Origin of the sequence: Streptomyces sp. NPDC058812, from assembly GCF_042744565.1 — a bacterium.
Classification (GTDB): domain Bacteria; phylum Actinomycetota; class Actinomycetes; order Streptomycetales; family Streptomycetaceae; genus Streptomyces; species Streptomyces thinghirensis.
Window position 1 is genome coordinate 185,759 of sequence record NZ_JBHYOB010000005.1, and the last position, 23,179, is coordinate 208,937.

The following is a 23,179-nucleotide window of genomic DNA, read 5'->3' on the forward strand; positions in this document are numbered from 1 at the left end:
GGCCCGCCCAACCATAGGCAGTCATCGTGGCGCGGGCGATCCCGCCGGGTGTTGTTCACCGCTGAGTTGTTCACCGCTGCCGACCGGGTGGCTGAACAATCCGGGCCGCACTGGACTGGACCCACGGTGCGCACGCCGGTCACGCGGAGTAAGGGGCGGACCGCGGCATGGGGAAAGGTCATCGCATGTACAAGAGGCAGGGCGTCGCCGTGGCGGCCGCCGGGCTGCTCGCCGTCGGCGGCTGCGGAGGCGGCGCGGACGAGAAGGCCGACGATTCTGGCAAGGGGCCGGCCGCACCCGCACCGGCACGGCCACCGTCCGAGGAACTGGTGGAGTGGATCGGCGGCATGTGCGCGTCGACGACCGCGCTCCGGACCGTCCGAAAGGACAGCGCGGCGGACCTGGCGGAGATCCGGAAGCCCGACAAGGCCGGCCCGTCTGCCGAGTTCCTCGCCGTCAGTTACCTCTCCCGCACCCCGATGGGGGTGGAGGACGTGGAGCGCGACCTGGAGGACCTGGGGCCGTCCGGCGTTCCCGCGGCCGACCGGCTGCGCGACGCCTGGCTGAAGAAGCTGAACGGCGTCGTGCCCGAACTCGACAAGGTGTCCCCGAGCGCGGCCTTCGACGACGCCGAGGGCAGTGCCGCGGACGTCGACGGACTCGTCCAGTCCCTCACTCCACCCGAACCGGATCTGCCCGCGCTGGCGAAGAAGGACCCGCGGCTGGCGGCCGCGCACCGGCGCGCCGAGCAGTGCGCCCCCGGCTGGAAGCCCCCGGAGGACCCGGCCACGCCCGCGCCCGCCTCCTCCGGTCCGCTGCCCAAGGCGGCGGACGGCAGGAACACCGGCGCCTGCTCGGACGGGGAGTGCGAGGTCCTGGTGACCTCTGCGGTGGACATCACGGCGAACGGGCTCGGCGTCCATGTCACCGCGGGCGACGACTCCGTCACCTTCCGCACGGCCGACACCGTGATGCAGTTGGGCGGTTCGGGCGGCGTGGCCGAGTTCGGCGACGACCTCACTGTGACCGTCGTCGCGCAGAACGAGGACGGTGCCGTACTGAAATTCACCTCTCCCTGAGTCCGGAGACGGCGGTGGCGGCTCGGCCGCCGCCGCCTGATCTGTACGAACACCCTGAGCGTGCTGCCCGAGGCGCCGGGCATGTTCGAGCGCGCGAGCGGGCGCCCGCGTGCTTCGCCTCCCGGGGAGCGGCCCACGCCGGTGCAACCGTTCCGCCTCCTCGTGCTGCGAGCGGACGGCGCCGGGCGTCTCGGCGACGAAGAGACCGCGACGACCGCGCTCGCCGACGCCGCCGCGGTCCCACTCGACGCTGACGAAGGGGAAGACGAAGGGGAATCCGTTCGGGGCGGCCTCCAGCGTCTCGGAGAGCTGCGTGGCTGAGGGCTGCTCAGGCACTGCCGACCGATGTGGACGGTACCCCGGGCGGTGGTCGGCATGACAAGCTGTGGTCCTGTTGTCCGAACCCAGGAGGTCATCATGACTGCAGAGTCTTCATCGCAAGCAGGTTCGGAGTCGGCTGACGACGAGAGCCCTTCCGTTGCGCCCGACGAGAACGGCGAGTACGACCTGAAGGGCAAGTTCCGGGAAGCTCTGGCACGCAAGCGCGGCAAGCAGGCCGAGGCCGCGGCCCTCGCCGGGCACACCGACGCGTCGAAGATCCGCGGCGCGCATGGTCCCGCTGCGAGTCAGCGGTCGTTCCGGCGCAAGAGCGGCGGCTGATCGCCCGGCCGGCCGCTTGGCGGCCGGCAAGACCGCGTCTCTCCGGCCGGGGCCTCGGCACCGACCGGAGAGGCCGCGAGCAGGGTCGAGGCCGACGTGATCACACGCCTGCCCCAAGGGCGGGGTACCGTCAGGGCCGGCTGGTCAAGTAACCGCCCATGGAGGTGAAGTACTCCGTCGCGGACAACTCCTGTCCGTCCTCCGTGCGTACACGCGTGATGGCGAGGCCCCGGTTGCGGCCGGTGCGCGCGTCGGCTCCGGCGACGATCACCACGCCGTCGCCCTCGCGGTAGAAGACGCGGCCGGGCGTACCGCCGTAGCGGCCCTGGGACACGACGGCGGCGAGGACCTCGAGGCGCCTGCCCCTGTGGAAGGTGAAGGCGCTGGGGTAGGGGTCGGACTGGGCGCGCACCAGTCGCTCCAGGTCCTCGGCCGGCCAGGACCAGTCGATGCGGATGTCCTCGACGGAGCGCTTGTGGAAGAAGCTCGCCCGGGACCGGTCCTGCTTGGTGAACTCCGTCTGGCCCGCGGCGATGAGGCCGAGAGCGCCGATGGTGACCGGAGCGATGAGGTCGACCGTCTTGTGGAAGAGGTCGGTGGCGGTGTCCGCCGGTCCGACCGGCACCGCCTCCTGCCGGACGATGTCGCCGGCGTCCAGTTCCTCGTCCATCATGTGCGCGGTGACGCCCACTTCGGTCTCCCCGTTGATCAGGGCCCAGATCAGCGGGGAGAAGCCGGCGTACTTCGGCAGCAGTGAGTCGTGGACGTTGAGCGTGCCGTGGCGCGGGAGGCCGAAGATACGCGGGGGTATCCACGTCCGCCAGTTGTTGGCCACGATGACGTCCGGGTCGGCCTCCTTGAGGCGTTCGAACAGCTCGTCGTCGTCAGGGCGGTTGCGGATGAGTACCGGCACGCCGTGCTCCTCGGCGAGGTCGGCGACGGAGTCGCTCCAGATCTTCTCGTAGGCGTGCTCGCTCTTGGGGTGCGTCACGACCAGCACCACGTCGTGTTCGGAGTCCAGGAGGGCTTGGAGGGTGCGGTGCCCCCAGGTCTGGTAACCGAACATGACGACCCGCATGTGGTTCCTCCTCAAGACAGGGGATGGCCCGGGCAAGTAAAGCAAGCCTTACCTTGGTCCGCAACGGCTGTGCGACGCACCCCAGTTGACCAACCCGCCCGCCGGGCCGCCCTATCGACAGCTGCACGGCATTAGCTTAGGCTCACCTAAGTTTCCGGCGGTGGCTCCGTCGGCATGTCCCATTTCGGCAATCCCCCACGCCCGACAGGTGACTGTCCCGCACGATGGGAGTGACATGTCACAGGTTCTTCCTGATGACGCAACACTGGTCCACGACCTCATTGGCATCGGCTTCGGACCGTCCAATGTCGCCATGGCGATCGCGATCGGCGAGCACAACGCGCGTGTCGGCCGGCAGGAGGCGATCACCGCTCGCTTCTTCGAGCAGCAGCCGCGCTTCGGCTGGCACCGCGGCATGCTGATCGACGACGCGACCATGCAGGTGTCCTTCCTCAAGGACCTGGTGACACTCCGGAACCCGGCCAGCGAGTTCAGCTTCCTCTGCTACCTGCAGAGCAAGGGACGGCTGATCGACTTCATCAACCACAAGAACCTCTTCCCGCTGCGGGTGGAGTTCCACGACTACTTCGAGTGGGCCGCGGCCAAGGTGGACGACATGGCCTCCTACGGTCACGAGGTCGTCGGCGTCGCGCCCGCCGTCCGTGACGGAGCCGTGGAGCACCTGGAGGTGACGGTCCGTTCAGGGGAGGGGCTCGAGGTCCACCGGGCGCGCAACGTCGTCATCGGAACCGGACTGCGTCCCCTCGTGCCGGACGGCGTGGAACGCGGCGAGCGCGTCTGGCACAACTCCGAACTGCTGGCGAGGGTCGACGGGTTGGAGGGCACCTCACCGTCCCGGTTCGTCGTGGTCGGCGCCGGGCAGAGCGCCGCGGAGAACGTCGCCTACCTGCACCGCCGCTTCCCCGAGGCCGAGGTCTGCGCGGTCTTCACCCGCTACGGCTACAGCCCCGCCGACGACAGCGCGTTCGCCAACCGGATCTTCGATCCCGCGGCGGTGGACGAGTACTTCGCCGCGCCCGGCGGTGTCAAACGCCGGCTGATGGACTACCACGGCAACACCAACTACTCCGTGGTGGACATCGACCTGATCGACGACCTGTACCGGCAGATGTACCGGGAGAAGGTCCTCGGTACCGAGCGGTTGCGCTTCCTCAACGTGTCCCGGCTCACCGAGGTCAAGGAGACGCCCGACAAGGTCCGGGCCACCGTCACGTCCCTCGTCACCGGCGAGGAGACTCTCCTGGACGCGGACGTCGTGGTCCTCGCCACCGGCTACCGCCCGGCCGACCCCCTCGGCCTGCTCGGCGAGGTCGCGGATCGCTGCCTCCGGGACGACGAGGGTCTCGTCCGAGTCGAGCGCGACTACCGCATCGCGACCGACCCCGACCTGCGCTGCGGCATCTATCTGCAGGGCGGCACGGAGCACACCCACGGCATCACGTCGTCCCTGCTGTCCAACACCGCCATCAGGGTCGGGGAGATCCTGGAATCACTCCTCGCCCGGGGCCTCAAGTCCGCTTCCGACGAGGCCCGAACGGTCGCCGACGGAACCGGCACCACCGCCCGTTAGTGTACGTCGCCATGACCACGACTGCGGTTGAGCGTCCCCTGCCCAGGGGTACAACGGAGGCCCGCCGAAGGCGGGTTGCGGGTTTGGGTGCACTTGCGGTGATACTCGTGGTCGCGGCGGCGGCGTCACTGGCCGTGGGTGCGCGCGCGTTGAGTCCTGCCGAGGTGTGGCACGGGCTGTTCGCGGCGCCCGATTCCGATCAGCGGCTCACCGAGATCAGACTCATCGTGCGGACCGTGCGGGTGCCCCGGACGGTGCTGGCGATCGTCGCGGGCATCGCCCTGGGGGTCGGTGGGGCGCTGATCCAGGGGTACACGCGTAATCCGATCGCCGACACGGGCCTGCTGGGGGTGAACTCCGGCGCCTCGTTCGCCGTGGTGTCGGGGATCGCCCTGTTCGGGTTCACCAACCCGTTCCAGTACGTCTGGTTCGCCTTCCTCGGCGCGGCGGTCGCGGGTGTCGTCGTGTTCGGGCTGTCGAGTATCGGCCGGGGCGCGGGCAACCCGTTGACGCTCGCACTGGCCGGGCAGGGCGTCACCGTGTTCCTCGCGGCGATGACCACGGCGGTCGCACTGACGGACAAGGCCTCGCTGAACGCGCTGCGGTTCTGGAACGCGGGCTCGGTGGCCGGTGTCGGGTTCGACGTCATCTGGCCGGTGACCGGGTTCATCGCGGTCGGGTTGGTGCTGGCGCTGACCACGCTGCCCGCCATCAACCTGCTCAACCTCGGTGACGACGTGGCGCGGGGGCTGGGCGTGAACATCGCGCTGAGCCGGACCGTCGGCATCGTCGCCATCACCCTGCTGGCGGGCGCGGCGACGGCCGCGTGCGGCCCCATCGCGTTCATCGGCCTCATGGTGGCCCACGTGGCCAGGTATCTGGCCGGGCCGGACTATCGCTGGCTGGTGCCGTACGCGGGGCTGCTGGGAGCCGTCGTGCTGCTGGTCTGCGACATCGTGGGACGCCTGGTGGTGCGGCCGGGGGAGCTGGACGCGGGTGTCCTCGTCGCTCTCCTCGGCGCTCCGTTCTTCGCGGCTCTGGTGTGGCGCGGAAAGTTCAAGAACGCGTGAACGGGGCCGATGTGAAGGTGAACGGGGCCGACGTGCGGCCATCCCTGACGCCCGGCGTGCGGCTCGGACGCGTGTCGTTCGTATGGCGGCCCTGGATCGCGTGCGTCACGCTGCTGCTGACGGCGGCGGCCTTCCTGGTGTTCTGCCTGTCCATCGGCGTCGGGGACTTCCCGATCAGCCTGCCCCGGGTGGTTGCCACGATCCTCGGCCGGGGCGAGCAGGTCGACGAATTCGTGATCATGGATCTGCGGATGCCGCGTGCCCTGGCCGGCCTCGTCGTGGGGATCGCGCTGGGGGTGTCCGGCGCGCTCACGCAGTCCATCGCGCGCAACCCGCTGGCCAGCCCGGACATTCTGGGCATCACCAGCGGCGCGAGCGCCGTCGCCGTGTTCCTGGTGACCGTCTCGGGCGGCACCGCCGCCGCGATCGTCAGCGCCGTGGGCCTGTCCGCGGCGGCGCTCGTGGGCGGTCTCGGTACCGGCCTGCTGGTGTACTTCCTGGCGTGGCGGCGCGGGATCGACGGCTTCCGGCTCATCCTCATCGGCATCTCGGTGAGCGCCGTGATGCAGGCGATCACTACCTGGCTGCTGGTCACGGCCGACATCAGGGACGTGGCCCGGGCCCAGGCGTGGTTGGTCGGGTCGCTGGACAACCGGGGGTGGAACGAGGTCTGGGTGGCGCTGTGGGGGACGCTCGTCCTCCTGGCCGTCGTGTCCTGTGTCGCGTTCCAGTTCAAGCCCATGCACTTCGGCGACGACGTCGCCGCGGGACTGGGTGTCCGGTACTCGATGGTGCGGGCGGTCCTGCTGCTGTGCGCGGTGCTGCTGGCGGGCGTGGCGGTGAGCGCGGCGGGTCCGGTCCCGTTCGTCGCGCTAGTGGCGCCGCAGGTGGCGATGCGTCTGGCGAGGTGCCCCACACCGCCCTTGGTGGCCTCCGGCATGGTGGGAGCGCTGCTGTTGATCGGCTCGGACCTGGTCGCGCGAACGGCACTGCCGGTCTCCCTCCCGGTCGGCGTGGTCACCGCGGCGATCGGCGGCCCCTTCCTCGTCTACCTGCTGGTGCGGGCGAACCGCAGATAGCTGGTACAAAGTAAGGCGAGCCTAAACAAGGGGGCCTTGTGGTCGTTCAGTCCATCACCGCGGCCGAATCCGGAGTTGACGGCGCCTCACGGCTGGCCGCCAGGGGTGTCTCGGTCGGCTACGGTGCCCGGACCGTCATCGACGAACTCGACGTGGCGATCCCGCCCGGGGTGATCACCACCATCATCGGGCCCAACGGCTGCGGGAAGTCGACCCTGTTGCGGACGCTGTCGCGGTTGCTCAAGCCGACCAGGGGCACGGTCGTACTGGACGGCGAGGACATCGTCACGCTCAGGACCAGGGACGTGGCGAAGAAGCTCGGCCTGCTGCCGCAGGCGCCGGTCGCACCGGACGGGCTCACCGTGTCCGACCTGGTCGCCAGGGGCCGCCATCCGCACCAGAGCTGGCTGCGGCAGTGGTCGTCGGACGACGCCGCCGTCGTGGAGCGCGCGCTGGCCATGACCGGGGTGTCCGACCTCGCCGACCGCCCGGTCGACTCGCTGTCCGGCGGCCAGCGCCAGCGCGTCTGGATCTCGATGACCCTGGCCCAGGGCACCGACCTGCTGCTGCTGGACGAGCCGACCACGTACCTGGACCTGGCGCACGCGATCGACGTGCTCGACCTGGTGGACGACCTGCACGAGTCGGGGTGCACGGTGGTCATGGTGCTCCACGACCTCAATCTCGCCACGCGCTACAGCGACAACCTCGTGGTGATGCGGGAGGGGGCGGTCCTGGCACAGGGGCACCCGCGCGACGTGATAACCGCCGAGCTGCTGCACGAGGCGTTCGGGCTGCGCGCCAAGGTGATCGACGACCCGGTGGGCGATCGCCCCCTCATCGTCCCGATCGGCCGGGCCCACGTCGAACTCGACCGGGCAACAACAGAGTTGTAGGGGTGAGGGTAGGCTAACCTCACCCAGGCGCGGTAAGGTTTGCTGCCCTTAGACGGGGGCGCAGTGGACAGCGCGACAGCAAGGGATCTCCGGATGCTCCTCCACAGAACGACGCGTATGAAGACCCGGCAGCGGTTGGCGGCGGTACTGTCCGCCGCCGCCCTCGGCGCCGGCCTCCTCGCGGGCTGCGGTTCCGACTCGAACGACTCGGCGGACAAGGCGGGCGACGACACCTCGGCCGCCGCCTCCGGCGCGTTCCCGGTCACCGTGGAGCACGCGTTCGGCACCACGAAGGTCACCGAGGCCCCCGAGCGGGTCGTCTCCGTCGGCTACACCGACGACCAGACCGTCCTGGCGTTCGGCATCAAACCGGTCGGCATGGTCGACCAGTACCCGAACCCGCCGGGCCAGAGCCCCGACATCAACACCCAGTGGCCGTGGGTGAAGGACGAGTGGGGTGACACCAAGCCCGAGGTCGTCATGAAGAACGGCGACTCCGGCCCCAACTTCGAGAAGATCGCCGCCCTGCGGCCGGACCTGATCATCGCTGTCTACTCGGAGATCGACCAGGCCGCCTACGACAAGCTCTCCAAGATCGCCCCGACGGTGGGCCGCACCAAGGCCGAGAAGGAGCCCTTCAGCGCTCCGTGGCAGGACAACGCCCTCCACATCGCCAAGGCGCTCGGCAAGGCCGAGGAGGGCGAGAAGAAGGTGGCGGACATCGAGGGCAAGCTCGACGCGGCCAAGAAGGCTCACCCGGAGCTGGCCGATCAGACGGCCGTCGCCCTGTCCTGGTACGAGGACTCGGTGGCGCCGTTCACCTCCACCGACGTGCGCGGACGGCTGGTGACGGGCATCGGCTTCAAGTACCAGACCGAGATCGACAAGGTCGCCGACGGCAGCTTCTACACGAAGCTCTCCCCCGAGCGTGTCGACCTGGTCGACGTCGACCGCATCTTCGTCATCAACGACAAGGCGGACCAGGACAAGCTGAAGAAGTTCAAGCTCTTCACCAACCTGGACGCCGTCAAGAACGGCAAGGTGTCGTACCTGCTGGACAGTGAGGGCCCGGCGGTCGGCGCCGCCATCTCCCAGGGCACCCTGCTGTCCATGCCGTACGCGATCGACGAACTCGTCAAGTCGGTCGGGTAGGTGTGAGCAGCACCGACACACGCGTCGCCCCGGCCGTCCTGCGCACGGCGACCGGACGCGAGGCCGGCCGATGGATCGGGGCGCACTGCCGCGAGGTGCCGTGGCTGACGGTCACCACCGTGCTCACCACGGTGGCCGGCGCGGCGCTCCAGGTGCTCCCGGTGCTTCTGCTCGGCCGGGTGGTCGACGGGGTGGTCGAGGGCGAATCGCGATCGGTCCTGGTCACGATCGGGACCCTGATGGTGGCCGCCGCCCTGCTCGGCGCGGTGGCCACCGCGGTGTCGACGTACCTCATCGGGCGGCTGGGCGCCGATCTCCTCGCGCGGCTGCGGGAGGGCGCCGTCCGGGCGGTGCTGGGGATGCCCAGCACTCGGATCGAGCAGGTCGGCCGGGGAGACGTGCTGTCCAGGGTGGGTGACGACGTCGCCGTGATCTCCAAGGGCATCCGGACGGCCGTCCCCACGGTGTTCTCCGCGGGGGTCCTGGTCGTCATCGCAACGGCGGGCATGTTCGGGCTGGACTGGCGGCTCGGTCTGGCGGGCGCCGGCGCGCTGCCCGCGTACGCGTTGGCCCTGCGCTGGTACCTCCCCAGGTCCGCGCCGCTCTACCGGAAGCAGCGGGTGGCGCAGGCCGACCGCGCGCAGGCGCTGATCAGCGGTCTGAACGGGATCGACACGGTCCGGGCGTACCGACTGGAGGGCGCCTTCCGGGAGAAGGTCACCGCCGAGTCGTGGAGAGTGCGCGATCTCGGGATCGAGGTGTTCCGCTTCTTCGGCCGGTTCGTCGGCAGGGAGAACCGCGCCGAGTTCATCGGGCTGACCCTGATCATCGTGGTCGGGTACGCCCTGCTGGAGGCCGACGCGGCCAGCCTGGGCGAGGTGTCGGCGGCCCCGCTGCTGTTCCACCGGCTGTTCACACCGCTGGGCGCCATCATGTTCACCTTCGACGAGGCGCAGAAGTCGGGCGCGAGTCTGACCCGCCTGGTCGGGGTGCTGGGGGAGGACGCGGAGGCCCGGCTGGTGGGGGACGCGTCGGTGGCGGTGGCGGACGCCGCGCCGTACCCGGTGACGGTTCGGGGGCTGACGTTCGCCTACCCCGGCACCGAGGAGCCGGTCCTCAGAGATGTCGACCTGACGATTCCGGCGGGTGGTTCGCTCGCCCTGGTGGGGGCGACGGGCGCGGGCAAGACGACCCTGGCCGCGCTGGTCGCGGGCATCGGGACACCGCGGGCCGGGTCGGTGCGCGTGGGGTCGACCGATCTGGCCGGACTGGACGAGGCGGGGGCACGGGCCCTGGTGAGCATCCTGACGCAGGAGACGCACGTGTTCTCCGGGCCGCTCGCCGACGACCTGCGGCTGGCCGCACCGGAGGCGACCGACGCCGAAATCATGGACGCCCTGCGCACGGTCGGCGCCGACGCGTGGGTCGACGCGCTGCCCGACGGACTGAAAAGCCTGGTCGGCGAAGGCGGCGAGCGCCTCGACGTCACCAAGGTCGCCCAGGTCGCCCTGGCCCGGCTGGTGTTGAGCCGCTCGCCGGTGGTGGTGCTGGACGAGTCGACCGCGGAGGCGGGCAGCGAGGGCGCCGCCGAGCTGGAACGGGCCGTGCTGGCCGCCTGCGCGGGCCGGACCACGCTGTTCGTGGCGCACCGGCTGACCCAGGCGATGGCGGCGGACCGGATCGCCGTGCTGGACGCGGGGCGCGTCGTGGAGGAAGGCACCCACGAGGAGTTGGTGGCTCTGGGCGGCCGGTACGCACGGCTGTGGCGGGCCTGGCGAGAGGGTAGTTAGGTATGCCTAAGTTAGGTTAGCCTGCCGTGATTCCTTGGAAGGGGCGTTGAGTCTTCGATGATGGAACCGACCGCTCGTCTCGTACTGCTTTCTCCCGGGCACCTGACCGGCATACGCCGCCGCACCGGCGACTTCTCCGACAGGACCATCGCCGAAGCGTGCGCCATCGGGCTGTCGTACTGGGCGACGGGCCACAGTCCCGACGGCATCGACCTCGCCCCCGGCACCCTGTTCACCGACGTCCTCGGATGGGTCGCCAACGGCGGTGCGGCACCCCGAGGTTGGGACGTCGCAGCGGACGTACGGAGCATCTGTCTCCCCGAAGGCGTCGTACCGGACGACGCGCAGCTCGCCCTGGACGACCTGGCCGACTTCCCGGACCGGCCCATCGGCACCATCCGTCCGTCCAGCGGGGAGGCGCGGCTGAAGGACCTGGCCGAGTGGAACGACACCGACGCCGACCGGGCCCGCCCGACCCTGGTGGAGATGTTCCGCGAACAGGCGCGGAACAGGCCGGACGCCGTGGCCGTCGTCGACGAGCACCGGACGCTGACCTACCGTGAGACAGCCGTGCTGGCCGCCCAGTTGGCTCACCACCTGATCGAACGAGGACTCACCGCCGAGCAGGTCGTCGGCATCTCCCTGGAGCGCTCCGCCGACATGGTGATCGGGCTGCTCGGCGTGCTCCAGGCGGGCTGCGCCTTCGTGCCGCTCGATCCGCACTGGCCCGCCGCGCGCCGGGCCGTCGTCATCGAGGACGCCCGGGTCGTGGTGCAGCTCAACGCCTCGGGCGAGCACGCGGCGGGCGAACCGGAAGCCGTGGCCGTGGACCTCGGCGACTGGCGATACGCTTCCCTCCCCGCCGAGGGAGCCCCGGTCGGCGTCCTCGGCGACTCCCTGGCCTACGTGATCTTCACATCCGGTTCGACCGGGCGGCCCAAGGGCGCGATGATCCGGCACGAGGCGATCAGCGAGCGCCTGCTGTGGCAGGTGCACGAGATCCTGGGCTTCGGCCACGACGACGCGTCCCTGTTCAAGGCGCCGCTGTCCTTCGACATCTCCATCAACGAGATCTTCCTGCCGCTGGTGTCCGGTGCCCGGCTGGTGGTCCTGCGTCCCGGCGGCGAACGCGACCCGCACCACCTGCTGAGCGTGATCGCCGAGCAGCGCGTCACCTTCACCTACCTCGTGTCGTCCATGCTGGACGTGCTGCTGGAGATGTCGGGCGACTCCGGGCGGCTGGACAGCCTGCGGCACGTCTGGTGCGGCGGCGAGGTGCTGACCCCCGAACTGTACGAGCGGTTCCGCACCCGGCTCGACATCCCCATGTACCACGGCTACGGCCCCGCCGAGACGACGATCGGTGTCTCGCACGTCATCTACCGGGGCGCGGCGGAACGCCTGTCGACGTCGATCGGCAGGGCCAATCCCAACACCCGGCTGTACGTGCTGGACGACGCGCTGCGCCCGGTCCCGGTCGGCGTCGGCGGCGAGCTGTATGTGGGCGGGCTCCTCCTGGGACGCGGGTACGTGGGAGCGCCCGGTCTGACCGCGTCCCGATTCGTGGCGAACCCCTTCGCCGGTGACGGATCCCGGCTGTACCGGACCGGTGACCTCGCGCGCTTCGCCCCCGACGGTTCGCTGGACTTCCTCGGCCGGGCCGACAACCAGGTCAAGATCCGCGGTATGCGGCTGGAGATCGAGGACGTCGAGGCCGCCCTCGCCGAGCACCCCGGGGTCCGGCACACCTGCGTCGTGGCGAAGAAGAACGCGGCGGGCGGCACCTACCTGGTGGGGTACGTGATCCCGGCCGCGGGGCACGACGGCCTGCGGGCGGCCGACGTCAAGGCGTGGGCCGGCGAGCACATGGTGGAGTACATGGTGCCCGCCCACATCGTCGCGATGAAGGAGTTCCCGCTCACCGCGAACGGCAAGCTGGACCGGCACGCGCTGCCCGAGCCCGCGACCGGGCAGGCCCCGGTCGTCCCGCCCGCCACCGAGAACGAGCGCGCGGTGTGTACGGCGGTCGCGGCGCTGCTGCAACTGGACGAGGTCGGTGTCGACCAGGACTTCTTCCAGCTCGGCGGAGACAGCATTCTGGCCATCTCGCTGCTGAGCGCGCTGCGCGACGCGGGGCTCCACGTCACGGCACGGCAGATCTTCACCCACAGCACCCTGGGGGCACTGGCGGCGGTGGCGAGCCGCGAGGACACCTCCACCGTGGACCACCGCGACGTCGCGACCGGCCCCGTCGTGGGATCGCCCGTCGTGCAGTGGCTCGGCGAGACCACCGACGCGATCGACGGCTTCGTGCAGTCGGTGGTGCTGAGCACCCCGGCGGACCTGACCGCCGGCGCCCTCGACGAGATCCTCGCCGCCGTGGTCGGGCGGCACGACATGCTGCGGGCCAAGCTGGTGTGCGGCGACCGCTGGGGCTTCGACATCCCGGACGCGGACCAGCCGCAGCAGGCGGACCGTGTGGTCGCGCGGTGGCAGGAGAGCGACCGGCCGCTCGACGAGTGCGTCGCGCTCGCCACCGACGGGCTGGACCCCACGGGCGGCGTGATGCTGCGCGCCGTCTGGCGCCGCGAGGCACGGCAACTGGTGCTGGTGGCCCACCACGTTGTGATCGACGGCGTGTCCTGGCGGGTCCTGATGGACGACCTGGCCACGGCATGGCGGCAGTTCGCCTCGGGCGACCCGCTGGAACTGCCCCGGGCGGGCACGTCGTTCCGGCGCTGGACGCAGTTGCTGGAGCGCGCGGCGTTCGACGCGGACAGCGCCTACTTCCGGCGCACCCTGCCGGGAGCGGACGAACCGCTGGGCAGGCGCGCCCTGTCCGACTCGGACACCGTCGCACGGGAGCGGGTACGGACCGTCTCCGTCGGCGCCGAGACCACGGCCGCGCTGCTGAGCGAGATACCGGCGAAGTTCCACGCGGGCGTCAACGACGTGCTGCTGACCGCGCTCGCCGTCACCCTCGCCCGCCGGCGCCGCGACCTCGGCCAGGGCCAGACGTTCGCGCACATCGAGCTGGAAGGGCACGGCCGAGAGGGACGGTTCGTCGCGCGGTCGGCCGGCTTCGAGCCGGAACTGTCGCGGACCGTGGGCTGGTTCACCACCCTGTACCCGGTGACCGTGGACCCCGGCGCGGCCCCTGACTTCACCGCACCCGAGTACCTGGCCGCCGCGCTCAAGGCAGTCAAGGAAGACCTCTCCCGAGTGCCGGACAACGGCATCTCCTACGGCGCGCTGCGGTACCTGGCCCGTACCGAGTTCGCCGCGCCCGCACCCCAGGTGCTGTTCAACTACCTGGGCCGCTTCGACGCCGGCGCAGCGGGTGACTGGAAACTCGCGCGGACCACGGGGCAGTTGGGGGAGAAGCGCGATCCGAGGATGCGCCTGCCCCGCGCCCTGGAATTCAACGCGATCGCGGAACCCGCGTCGACCGGCGAGTACGAGCTGGTCACCGCCATCTCCTGGCCCGACGGGATGTTCACCGACGAGGACGTCGCGACGCTCGGCGAGTACTTCCGCCAGGCCCTGTCCGGGCTGGCCGCGCTCGACCGGGGCGGCCACTCGCCCAGCGACTTCGCTCCGGTGCCGCTCACCCAGGCCGACGTCGACGCGCTGGACGGTCCGGCGCTGCGGGACATCCTGCCGTTGACCCCGTTGCAGGAAGGTCTGTACTTCCACTCGGTCTATGACGACGACTCGACGGGCAGCTACGTCGAACAGCAACTGCTGACACTGGACGGCGAGGTGGACGCCGAGCGGCTCGCGGCGGCGGCCACCCGCCTGCTCACGCTCCACCCGAACCTGGCGGCGCGGTTCGTGGCCCTCGCCGACGGCCGTGTGGTGTCCGTGCTGGAAAGCGGTGTCGAGGCTCCCTTCACCACGCTGGACCGCCCCGGCATCACCGACGACGAGATCCGCGAACACGCCGAGCGGGACCGCCGTGCCGGCTTCGACCTGGCCACCGGCCCGCTGATGCGGTACACGCTCATCCGCGGGGGCTTTGGCCGGAACGTCCTGGTGCAGACGGTGCACCACATCATCGCCGACGGCTGGTCGGTGCCACCCATGCTGCGCACACTGCTGGCCGAGTACCACGCGCCGGGGAGCGTGCACGTGCTCGGCGGCTTCCCCGACCACGTCCGCCGGCTCGCCGCACGCGACGACGACGCGGGCGACCGGGTCTGGCGCGAGCAGCTCGCGGAGCTGCCCGGCCCCTCGCTGGTCGCCGAGGGACACACCCCGTCGGACCGGTTCGCGGACACCGCAGTGGAGGCCGAGGACGACATCGACGCCGCCGCCCGGTCAGCCGGCGTACCGCTGAGCGTGGCCGTGCACAGCGCCTGGGCGGTGACGCTGGGCGGCATCCTGCACGGCAGGGACGTGGTGTTCGGCTCCACGGTGTCCGGGCGCGACGCGGATGTGCCCGGTATCGAGGACATGGTCGGTCTGTTGATCAACACGATCCCCGTGCGCGTCCGATGGGCCGGTACCAGCACCGCACGCGACCTGCTCGCCTCGGTCAGGGCACACCAGAGCGCCGTGCTGCCCCACCAGCACGTCTCGCTGGCGAGGATCGCCCGCCAGACCGGCACCGTCCCACTGTTCGACACCCTGGTGGTGTTCGACGTGGCGACCGACGTGGCCGCCCTGCGGCGGCCCGACGACACGCTGGCCATCACCGGCATCGTGAACGAGGGCGCTCCCCATTACCCGTTGACGCTGGTGGTGGAGCGCACGCCCGGCGGCCGCCCGCGCTTCAACCTGATCCACGACGCCGAGCTCCTGCGGGAGGCGAGCGCCCAGGAGATTCTGCACACCTTCACCCGGACCCTCACCGGCCTGCTCACCCGGCCGGACGCCCTGGTCGACGATCTGACGTCCGAGGGGACCCCACGGCGTACGGAGCCGATCACCCCGACGACCCTGGCCGGTCTGTTCGACGCCGCCGCGCACCGGGACCCGGCCGCCACCGCCGTCACCCAGTGCGGTCTCGACGGCGGGACCCGGTCCCTGACCTACGGCGAACTGGCGGACGCCAAGGGCGCGCTGGCCTCGGCGCTGCGCGCGTCCGGTGTCGGACCGGGCAAGCGGGTCGCCGTCGCGGTCCCGCGCTCCGTCGAGCAGGTCGTCGCCCTGGTCGCGATCGTCAGTGCGGGGGGCGCGTACGTGCCGCTGGACCTGGCGTACCCGGACGAGCGACTGGAGTACATACTCGCCGACTCCGCTCCGGAGGTCGTATTCGTGGCCCCGGAGCAGCGTGAGCGCTTCACGCGGTTGCTGGCCCGGGCGGACGTGCCGGCCGGTGTGCTCGTGCAGGGGGAAGTGCCGCCCGCCGCAATCACCGATCCGGGACCCGGGGCCGGTTGGGCAGATCCCGCCTACGTGATCTACACATCCGGGTCGACCGGCAGGCCCAAGGGTGTCGTCGTCCCGCACTCCAGCGTGGTGACGCTGCTCGCGAACACCCGGTCCGACATGGGCTTCGGTCCGCACGACGTATGGGTCCAGTTCCACTCCTTCTCCTTCGACTTCGCGGTCTGGGAGCTGTGGGGAGCGCTGGTGCACGGCGGTGAGCTGCTGGTCCCGGAGTACGGGCTGACCCGTTCCCCGGTCGACTTCCACCGGCTGGTCCGCGAGCGCGGGGTGACCGTGCTCAACCAGACCCCGTCGGCGTTCTACCGGTTCACCGAGGCCGACCGGCAGGCCGGCGAACCGCTGCCCGAACTGCGGCGGGTCATCTTCGGAGGCGAGGCACTGGACCTCGGGCGACTGCGCGGCTGGGTCGAGCGGCACGGCACGGCTTCGCCCGAGCTGGTCAACATGTACGGCATCACCGAGACCACCGTCCACGTCACCCACCGGGTGCTGACCGACGCGGACTTCGGGCCCGGCGGCGACACCAGCCCGATCGGCGGTCCGCTTCCCGGTCTGGTCACCTACCTGCTCGACGACCGGCTCCGGCCGGTGCCGCCGGGCAGGGTGGGCGCCATCTACGTCGCCGGCGACCAGGTCTCGCTCGGGTACCTGGGCCGGCCCGGGCTGACCGCCGGCCGGTTCGTGGCGAACCCGTTCGCGGGCGACGGATCCCGCATGTACCACACGGGTGACCTCGCCCGCCGCACGCTCGACGGCGAGCTGGAGTTCACCGGCCGTGCCGACGACCAGGTGCAGCTCAAGGGCTTCCGTATCGAGCTGGGCGAGGTGGAGTCCGCGATCAGGGAACTCGACGGGGTGACCGACGCGGCCGTCACGGTCGCGGGCAGCGGCGACCACCTGGTGGCGCACGTCGCGGGCCGGGTGCCCGAAGACCTCACCGAGCGGCTGTCCACGAAGCTGCCCGCGCACATGGTGCCGGGCCGGGTGCTGCCGGTGGACGTCCTGCCGCTGACGGTCAACGGCAAGCTGGACCGCAGGGCCCTGACCGAGCGAGCGGGTACACCCCTGAGTGACGCGGGGCCGTATCAATCCGCGGTCCCGCCGCGGGGTGCGACCAGCCGCACCGGACCCGCGGACGACGACGCCACCCATGATTCCGCGCTCGCCGCCCTCGTCGCGATCTTCGCCGACACGCTCCCTGGCCACGACGCCGACCCCGACACCGACTTCTTCCGCGCCGGAGGCGACAGCATCGTCGCCATCACCGTGATCAACCGGGCGAGGGCACTCGGACTGCCGATCACGCCACGGGACGTGTTCCTGCTCAGGACTCCGCGCGCCCTCGCCGAGCAGCTGGGGACGAGCACCCCGCGGACCCCGGTGCCCGCGCCCGCCCGCCGCGCGGACGGCCCGCTGCCGCTGACGCCGATCGTTCTGCGGCAGCGCGAAATGGGCGGCTCACTGGCCCGGTTCGCCCAGGCCAGGACGCTGGTGGCCCCCGAGGGCACCGGCTTCGCCGACGTCGAGCGCGCCGCGCGCGCCGTCGTGGCCGCGCACCCGGCCCTGCGCCTGCGACTGAGCGTCGAGCACGGGGTGTGGTCGCTGCGCACCGAACCCGCGCGCGAGACCACCGTCACCCGGACGGACGCCACGGACGCCACGGACGTCACGGACGTCACGGATGTCACGGATGTCACGGACGCCACGGACACCACCGACGCGACGACCGCGGCCGAGGAAGCCGCCGGACGGCTCGATCCCGAGTCCGGGGACGTCATCGCGTTCACGTGGCTGGAGAAGAGCCGGACCCTGGTGGTCACCGTGCACCACCTCGCCGTCGACTCCGTCTCCTGGCTGGTCCTGCTGGACGACCTGGCCACCGCGATGCGCGGAGCGCCCCTGGCGCCCCCGACCACGTCCTACGCCGAGTACGCCGAAGCACTGACGCTCCAGTCCACCCGCGCGATCGGCGACCTGGACCACTGGATCATCACCCTCCAGGCGCCCGCGCCGCTGCCCCCGGCGAAGGGGCCCCGCGAGACCACGGTCGTACTCGCACCCGAGGCGAGCGACCTCGTGACGCGCACCGCGCCCGCCGCACTCGGCGTCGGTCTCACCGAGTTGCTGTGCGGCGCGCTGCGTGCCGCGCTGACACACATCCAGCCGTCGCCCACCGACCTCGCGATCGATCTGGAGCGGCACGGCCGGGTGCCGGCCCTCGAACACCACGACTACAGCCGTACGGTCGGCTGGTTCACCTCCATCGCGCCCGTACGGCTCACGGCGCACACCGACCCGCTCGCCGCCGCGCGCGAAGTGACGGAACGGCAGCCGGACGAACGCGCGCACGTCGCCTACGGACAACTCAGGTATCTCAACCCGCAGACGGCCCCGCTGCTGACCGCCCGCCCGCAGGTGCTGTTCAACTACCTCGGCCGGGGCGGCGAGTCCCAGGCGCCGCACCTCACGGGCGGCGACCAGGGCAGCCCGTACGCCGTCGAGGTCAACGCGTGGACCGACGCGGCCACCGGCAGCGTGCACGCGGCCTTCACCCTCGCCGAGGGCATCCCCGACGAGATCACCGGGCACTGGCACCGCGCTCTGGAACACATCGCGGACGCCGCCGCGACGGCCGAGCGCACCGCACCGGTCACCCCGCTCCAGCGAGGCCTGTACTTCCAGGCCCAGATGGCGGGCTCGGCCGGACACTACGTCGCGCAGAGCTACTTCACCTTCGACCGGCGCCTGGACACCGACGCGCTGGCCGAGGCGATGGCATACGTGATCGCGCGCCACCCGGTCGTGGGCGCCGGCTTCACCACCGACGACGAAGGAAACCCCGTACAGGTCCTCGCGGCGGGCCGACGAGTCGACGTCCGCACCGTCGAACCGGCGACGGACGCGGAGATCGAAGCCGTACGAGCCCGGGACCGGGACCGGGGATTCGACCCGGGCGAGCCACCCCTGCTCCGATTGACCGTGGTGCGTCTGCCCGACGACCGCGACGGCCTGCTCCTCAGCTACCACCTGCTGCTGTGGGACGGCTGGTCCCGCGAGATCGTCCTGCGGGAGCTGTTCGACGCCTATCAGGCCGTCCTGGCGGGTGAGCCGCCGACAGCGGTTGTGGCCACGCCGAGTTTCGAGGACCACGCCCGAGCGCTCGACGCCAAGGACCCGGCCGAATCGGAACGCTTCTGGGCGCGGTACCTGGCCGGCCTGCCCGGCCCGACGCTGCTCGCCGGCCCGGCACCGTCCCTCTCCGACGACCTGCCGCGCGCGCTCGTACACACGCTCTCCGCCGACCGGTCGGACCTGCTGAGGGAAACCGCCAGGGCACACGGTGTCACTCTGAACTCGGTGCTGACCGGCGCGTTCGGCCTCCTCCTCGGCGCGCACACCGGCCGCGGCGACGCCGTGTTCGGCGTGACCGTCTCCGGCCGGGAGGGCGAGGGACTCTCCGACATCGTCGGCGTACTGCTCAACACCGTGCCCATGTGGACGCGACCACGGCCGGACCAGACGGTCCGGGAGTACCTGACTGCCGTACAGACCGCCAGGGTCGAGGCCATGGAACACGAGCACCTCGGTCTCGGCGAGATCCAACGGGCCGGCGGGCACGACACCCTCTTCGACAACCTGTTCGTCCTCCAGAACTTCCTGGACATGGACGCCTTCGCCGACCTGAACGCCAGGCACGGCATCACCTCGGTGAAGGCCGACGACTCCACCCACTATCCGTTCACCTGGGTCGTCACCCCCGGCGACCGGCTCACCGTCAAGCTGGAGTACCGCGACGACGACACGGACAACGCCCGTCGCCTCCTCGACGACTACCTGCGCGTACTCGACGACCTGGCCCGGTCGACCGGGCCGGTCGGCGGGCTGCGGGGCCCGGGACCGGAACCGGAGTCCGCAGCGCGCACCGACGTCGGCACGGACACCGTCGTCGACCGCTTCGACCGTGCCGCGGACCGCGACCCGCGGCGCGTCGCGCTCGTCGCCCACGGCTCGAAGATGACCTTCGCCGAACTTCGGGACCGCAGTCGCGCGGTGGCGGGTGTGCTGGCCCGGCGCGGCATCGGCCCCGAGGCGACGGTGGGCCTCGCGATACCGCGCTCCCCCGACTCGATCGTGGCGCTGTTCGCCGTACTGCGCGTCGGCGCAGCGTACGTGCCGCTGGAACTGGACCACCCGGACGAGCGGATCGCCGCGATCGTCGCGGACGCCCGCCCGGACCTGATCCTCACCGTGAGCGCCGTGTCGCCCCGGCTGACCGGCGACCTGATCGAGCTGGACCGCCCGCTGCCCGCGGCCGAGCCGTTCGTGACGTTCGCGCCGGACGACCCGAACCGGCTGCGGCACCCCGCGTACACGATCTACACCTCCGGATCGACCGGGCGGCCCAAGGGCGTGGTGACCGAGTACGCCGGACTCACCAACATGCTGGTCAACCACCAGCGCCGGATCTTCGAACCGGTGCTGTCGGCACACGGGCACCGGGTCTTCCGGATCGCGCACACCGTGTCGTTCGCGTTCGACATGTCGTGGGAGGAACTGCTGTGGCTCGCCGACGGCCACGAGGTGCACATCTGCGACGAGGAGCTGCGCCGTGACGCGCCCAGGCTGGTCGCCTACTGCCTCCAGCACGGGATCGACGTGATCAACGTGACCCCGACCTACGCGCAGCAACTGGTGGCCGAGGGCCTGCTCGACGACCCGGCACGCCGGCCGGCGCTGGTGCTGCTGGGCGGCGAGGCCGTCACCCCGGCGCTGTGGCAGCGACTCGCCGAGACCGAGGGAACCGTCGGCTACAACCTGTACGGACCCACCGAGTACACCATCAACACCCTCGGTGTCGGCACCTTCGAGTGCCAGGACCCGGTGGTGGGGGTGGCCATCGACAACACGGACGTGTACGTCCTGGACCCGTGGCTGCGACCCCTGCCGGACGGTGTTCCCGGAGAGCTGTACGTGTCGGGCATCGGCATCGCACGGGGCTATCTCGGGCAGCCCGCCCAGACCGCGCACCGGTTCGTCGCGTGCCCGTTCGGTGAACCCGGCGAGCGCATGTACCGCACCGGGGACCTGGTCGTCCGACGACCCGACGGGAACCTGATGTACCTGGGCCGCACCGACCAACAGGTCAAGATCCGGGGGCACCGGGTCGAACCGGGCGAGGTCGAGGCCGCTTTCGCGGCGCACCCGGCGGTGCGGTTCGTCGCCGCGGTCGCCCAGCCCGACCCGCAGGTCGACGGTGCGTACCGGTTGGCCGCCTACCTCGTGCTGGACGGCTCCGACCTCGCCGAGGTCGCCGCCGAAGTGGGCGCCGGGCTGCCGGACTTCCTGCGCCCGACGCACTACGCCCAGGTCGACGGCATCCCGCTGACGGTGAACGGGAAGGCCGACGCCAAGGCGTTGCCGGAGGCCAAGCCGCTGGGCGCGCTGACCACGGCGGGGGAGCGGAGCCCGGAGACCGAAACCGAGATCACCGTGTGCGAGTTCTTCGCCGAGGCACTGGACCTGGACGACGACGAGGTGAGCGCGGTGAGCGACTTCGTCTTGCTCGGAGGGCACTCCATGCTGGCGGTGCGGCTGACCGGGCTGCTCCGCCGGGAGTACGGTCCTGTGATCACGATCCGCGATCTGTTCACCCTGCGAACCCCGGAAGCGATTGCCCGCCACCTCGATGACAACTCCTGACACCCAGCGGCCCCGCCCGGGGTCCGACATCCTGCGCACCGCGCTGCGCCGCAACGTCGGCGCCATGGCCTGGGGCACCGTCCTCATGGGCCTGTACCAGGCCGGTGAGACCGCCTTCCCGATCGCCCTCGGCCTGATCGTCGAACACACGATGCGGGACCGGAGCCCCGCCTCGCTCGGCGTCTCGATCGCCGCGTTGGCCGTGATCATCACCACCGTGTCGCTGTCGTGGCGGTTCGGGATGCGCGTCCTGCAGAAGGCCAACACGACCGAGGCGCACCGCTGGCGGGTACGCGTCGCGGCCTGCGGACTCCAGCCGGTGGCCAGGGACGTCGACCTCAAGTCGGGCGAGGTGCTGACCATCGCCACGGAGGACGCCGACCAGACCGCCGACATCATCGAGGTGGTGCCGCTGCTGATCAGCTCACTGGTCGCGGTGGTGATCGCGGCGGTCGCGCTGGGCCTGGCCGACCTCCGGCTCGGCCTGCTGGTGATCGTGGGAACCGTCGCGATCCTGTCGATCCTGAGCGTGATGTCCAGAAGGATCGGCTCCAGCACCCGCGAACAGCAGGCCCGGGTGGCACGGGCCGGCGCGAAGGTCGCCGACCTGATCATCGGCCTGCGCCCGCTGCACGGCTTCGGCGGCAACAACGCGGCGTTCCGGTCCTATCGGGAGGTCAGCACGGAGGCGAAGCACCAGGCGATCACCGTCGCCAGGGTGAACGGCGCGTACGCGGGCACCGCACTGGCCCTCAACGCGGTCCTCGCCACCGCCGTGACGCTGACGGCGGGCTGGCTGGCGTTCGAGGGCCGGATCAACATCGGCGAACTCGTCATGGCGGTGGGACTCGCGCAGTTCATCATGGAACCGCTCAAGCTGTTCTCGGAGATGCCGAAGTACGTGATGATCGCGCGCGCGTCGGCCGAGCGGATGGCGCTGGTCCTGACCGCGCCCCCGGTGACGACGCCGGGCCAGGAGCACCCGGCCGCGGGCCGGGACCTCGAGGTCGACTGCGTGCGCCACGGATCCCTGCGCAAGGTGAGGTTCCGGGTGGCCGCGGGCGAGTTCGTGGCCGTCGCCGCCTACCGGCCGCGCGCGGCGGCCGACCTCGCGTCGATCCTGGCCCTGAACGTCCCGTCCGACGCGTACGAGGGAGCGGTGCGGGTCGGCGGCCGGGACCTCGCGGACCTGTCGATCGAGGCGGTTCGTGCGCACATGCTGGTGAACCCGTACGACGGGGAGATCTTCGCGGGCACACTCCGTACGAACATCGACCCGTCGGGCACCAGCCGGACGGTCCCCGAGGCCGTCGAGGCGTCCATGCTGACCGACGTCGTCGCCCTGCACCGCGAAGGGCTCGACCATCCCGTCCGCGACCGCGGCGCGAACCTCTCCGGCGGGCAGCGCCAACGGCTGTCCCTGGCCCGCGCCCTCGCCGCGGACACCGACGTCCTCGTGCTGCGCGACCCGACGACGGCCGTCGACGCGGTCACGGAGCAGCTCATCGCGCGCAACGTCGCGAAGCTGCGCCGGGGCCGCACCACCCTCGTGATCACCAGCAGCCCCGCCCTCCTGGACGCCGCCGACCGTGTCCTCGTCCTGGACGACGGCGTCATCACCGCCGAGGACACGCATCGCAACCTGCTCGCCACCGACGAGGACTACTGCAAGGCCGTGGCCCGGTGATCC

General features: G+C 71.2%; 12 protein-coding genes. 11 read left to right on the forward strand and 1 reads right to left on the reverse strand.

The window, feature by feature from the left end; genetic code table 11:
• The first annotated feature begins 185 nt into the window (after positions 1-185).
• The 3 genes from ACFW48_RS12715 (at position 186) to ACFW48_RS12725 (ending at position 1,739) form a co-directional block, all read left to right on the forward strand.
• Complete coding sequence (locus ACFW48_RS12715) at positions 186-1,079, forward strand: hypothetical protein (RefSeq protein WP_386313482.1); 894 nt, start codon at positions 186-188, stop codon at positions 1,077-1,079.
• A gap of 60 nt (positions 1,080-1,139) precedes the next feature.
• On the forward strand, positions 1,140-1,400 hold the full coding sequence (locus ACFW48_RS12720; protein ID WP_386313485.1) for a hypothetical protein: 261 nt from the start codon (positions 1,140-1,142) through the stop codon (positions 1,398-1,400).
• A 96-nt stretch (positions 1,401-1,496) separates the two neighbouring features.
• Entirely contained in the window at positions 1,497-1,739 is a 243-nt protein-coding gene (locus tag ACFW48_RS12725) for a DUF5302 domain-containing protein (RefSeq protein WP_386313488.1), read from the forward strand.
• A gap of 130 nt (positions 1,740-1,869) precedes the next feature.
• Here ACFW48_RS12725 and ACFW48_RS12730 read toward each other — a convergent pair whose 3' ends face one another.
• A complete protein-coding gene (locus ACFW48_RS12730; protein WP_386313491.1) occupies positions 1,870-2,817 on the reverse strand; it encodes a methionyl-tRNA formyltransferase in 948 nt (315 codons plus the stop codon).
• A gap of 235 nt (positions 2,818-3,052) precedes the next feature.
• Between ACFW48_RS12730 and ACFW48_RS12735 the strand changes: the two genes are divergently transcribed.
• The 8 genes from ACFW48_RS12735 to ACFW48_RS12770 all read left to right on the forward strand — a co-directional run bounded on the left by ACFW48_RS12735 (position 3,053) and on the right by ACFW48_RS12770 (position 23,176).
• Positions 3,053-4,408, forward strand: a complete 1,356-nt coding sequence (locus ACFW48_RS12735; protein WP_386313493.1) for a lysine N(6)-hydroxylase/L-ornithine N(5)-oxygenase family protein — start codon at positions 3,053-3,055, stop codon at positions 4,406-4,408.
• An 11-nt stretch (positions 4,409-4,419) separates the two neighbouring features.
• A complete protein-coding gene (locus ACFW48_RS12740; RefSeq protein WP_386313496.1) occupies positions 4,420-5,478 on the forward strand; it encodes a FecCD family ABC transporter permease in 1,059 nt (352 codons plus the stop codon).
• Positions 5,479-5,495: 17 nt separating this feature from the next.
• The gene (locus tag ACFW48_RS12745) at positions 5,496-6,557 is read left to right on the forward strand and encodes a FecCD family ABC transporter permease (RefSeq protein WP_386313973.1); all 1,062 of its coding nucleotides are present in this window, start codon (positions 5,496-5,498) and stop codon (positions 6,555-6,557) included.
• A gap of 38 nt (positions 6,558-6,595) precedes the next feature.
• Positions 6,596-7,453: an ABC transporter ATP-binding protein gene (locus tag ACFW48_RS12750; protein ID WP_386313499.1), complete on the forward strand. Its 858-nt coding sequence runs from the start codon at positions 6,596-6,598 to the stop codon at positions 7,451-7,453.
• A gap of 93 nt (positions 7,454-7,546) precedes the next feature.
• Positions 7,547-8,605, forward strand: coding sequence for an iron-siderophore ABC transporter substrate-binding protein (locus ACFW48_RS12755; RefSeq protein WP_386313502.1), 1,059 nt, complete (start codon positions 7,547-7,549; stop codon positions 8,603-8,605).
• A 2-nt stretch (positions 8,606-8,607) separates the two neighbouring features.
• Complete coding sequence (locus ACFW48_RS12760) at positions 8,608-10,395, forward strand: ABC transporter ATP-binding protein (RefSeq protein WP_386313504.1); 1,788 nt, start codon at positions 8,608-8,610, stop codon at positions 10,393-10,395.
• Positions 10,396-10,452: 57 nt separating this feature from the next.
• Positions 10,453-21,489, forward strand: coding sequence for an amino acid adenylation domain-containing protein (locus ACFW48_RS12765; protein ID WP_386313507.1), 11,037 nt, complete (start codon positions 10,453-10,455; stop codon positions 21,487-21,489).
• Positions 21,476-23,176, forward strand: coding sequence for an ABC transporter ATP-binding protein (locus ACFW48_RS12770; RefSeq protein WP_386313510.1), 1,701 nt, complete (start codon positions 21,476-21,478; stop codon positions 23,174-23,176). Before ACFW48_RS12765 ends, ACFW48_RS12770 begins: the two co-directional genes overlap by 14 nt.
• Positions 23,177-23,179 lie beyond the last annotated feature (3 nt).

Coding starts and splice junctions, on each gene's coding strand:
- ACFW48_RS12715 (WP_386313482.1), top strand. CDS start 186: ATGTACAAGAGGCAGGGCGTCGCCGTGGCGGCCGCCGGGCTGCTCGCC.
- ACFW48_RS12725 (WP_386313488.1), top strand. CDS start 1,497: ATGACTGCAGAGTCTTCATCGCAAGCAGGTTCGGAGTCGGCTGACGAC.
- ACFW48_RS12730 (WP_386313491.1), bottom strand. CDS start 2,817: ATGCGGGTCGTCATGTTCGGTTACCAGACCTGGGGGCACCGCACCCTC.
- ACFW48_RS12735 (WP_386313493.1), top strand. CDS start 3,053: ATGTCACAGGTTCTTCCTGATGACGCAACACTGGTCCACGACCTCATT.
- ACFW48_RS12740 (WP_386313496.1), top strand. CDS start 4,420: ATGACCACGACTGCGGTTGAGCGTCCCCTGCCCAGGGGTACAACGGAG.
- ACFW48_RS12755 (WP_386313502.1), top strand. CDS start 7,547: ATGCTCCTCCACAGAACGACGCGTATGAAGACCCGGCAGCGGTTGGCG.
- ACFW48_RS12765 (WP_386313507.1), top strand. CDS start 10,453: ATGATGGAACCGACCGCTCGTCTCGTACTGCTTTCTCCCGGGCACCTG.
- ACFW48_RS12770 (WP_386313510.1), top strand. CDS start 21,476: ATGACAACTCCTGACACCCAGCGGCCCCGCCCGGGGTCCGACATCCTG.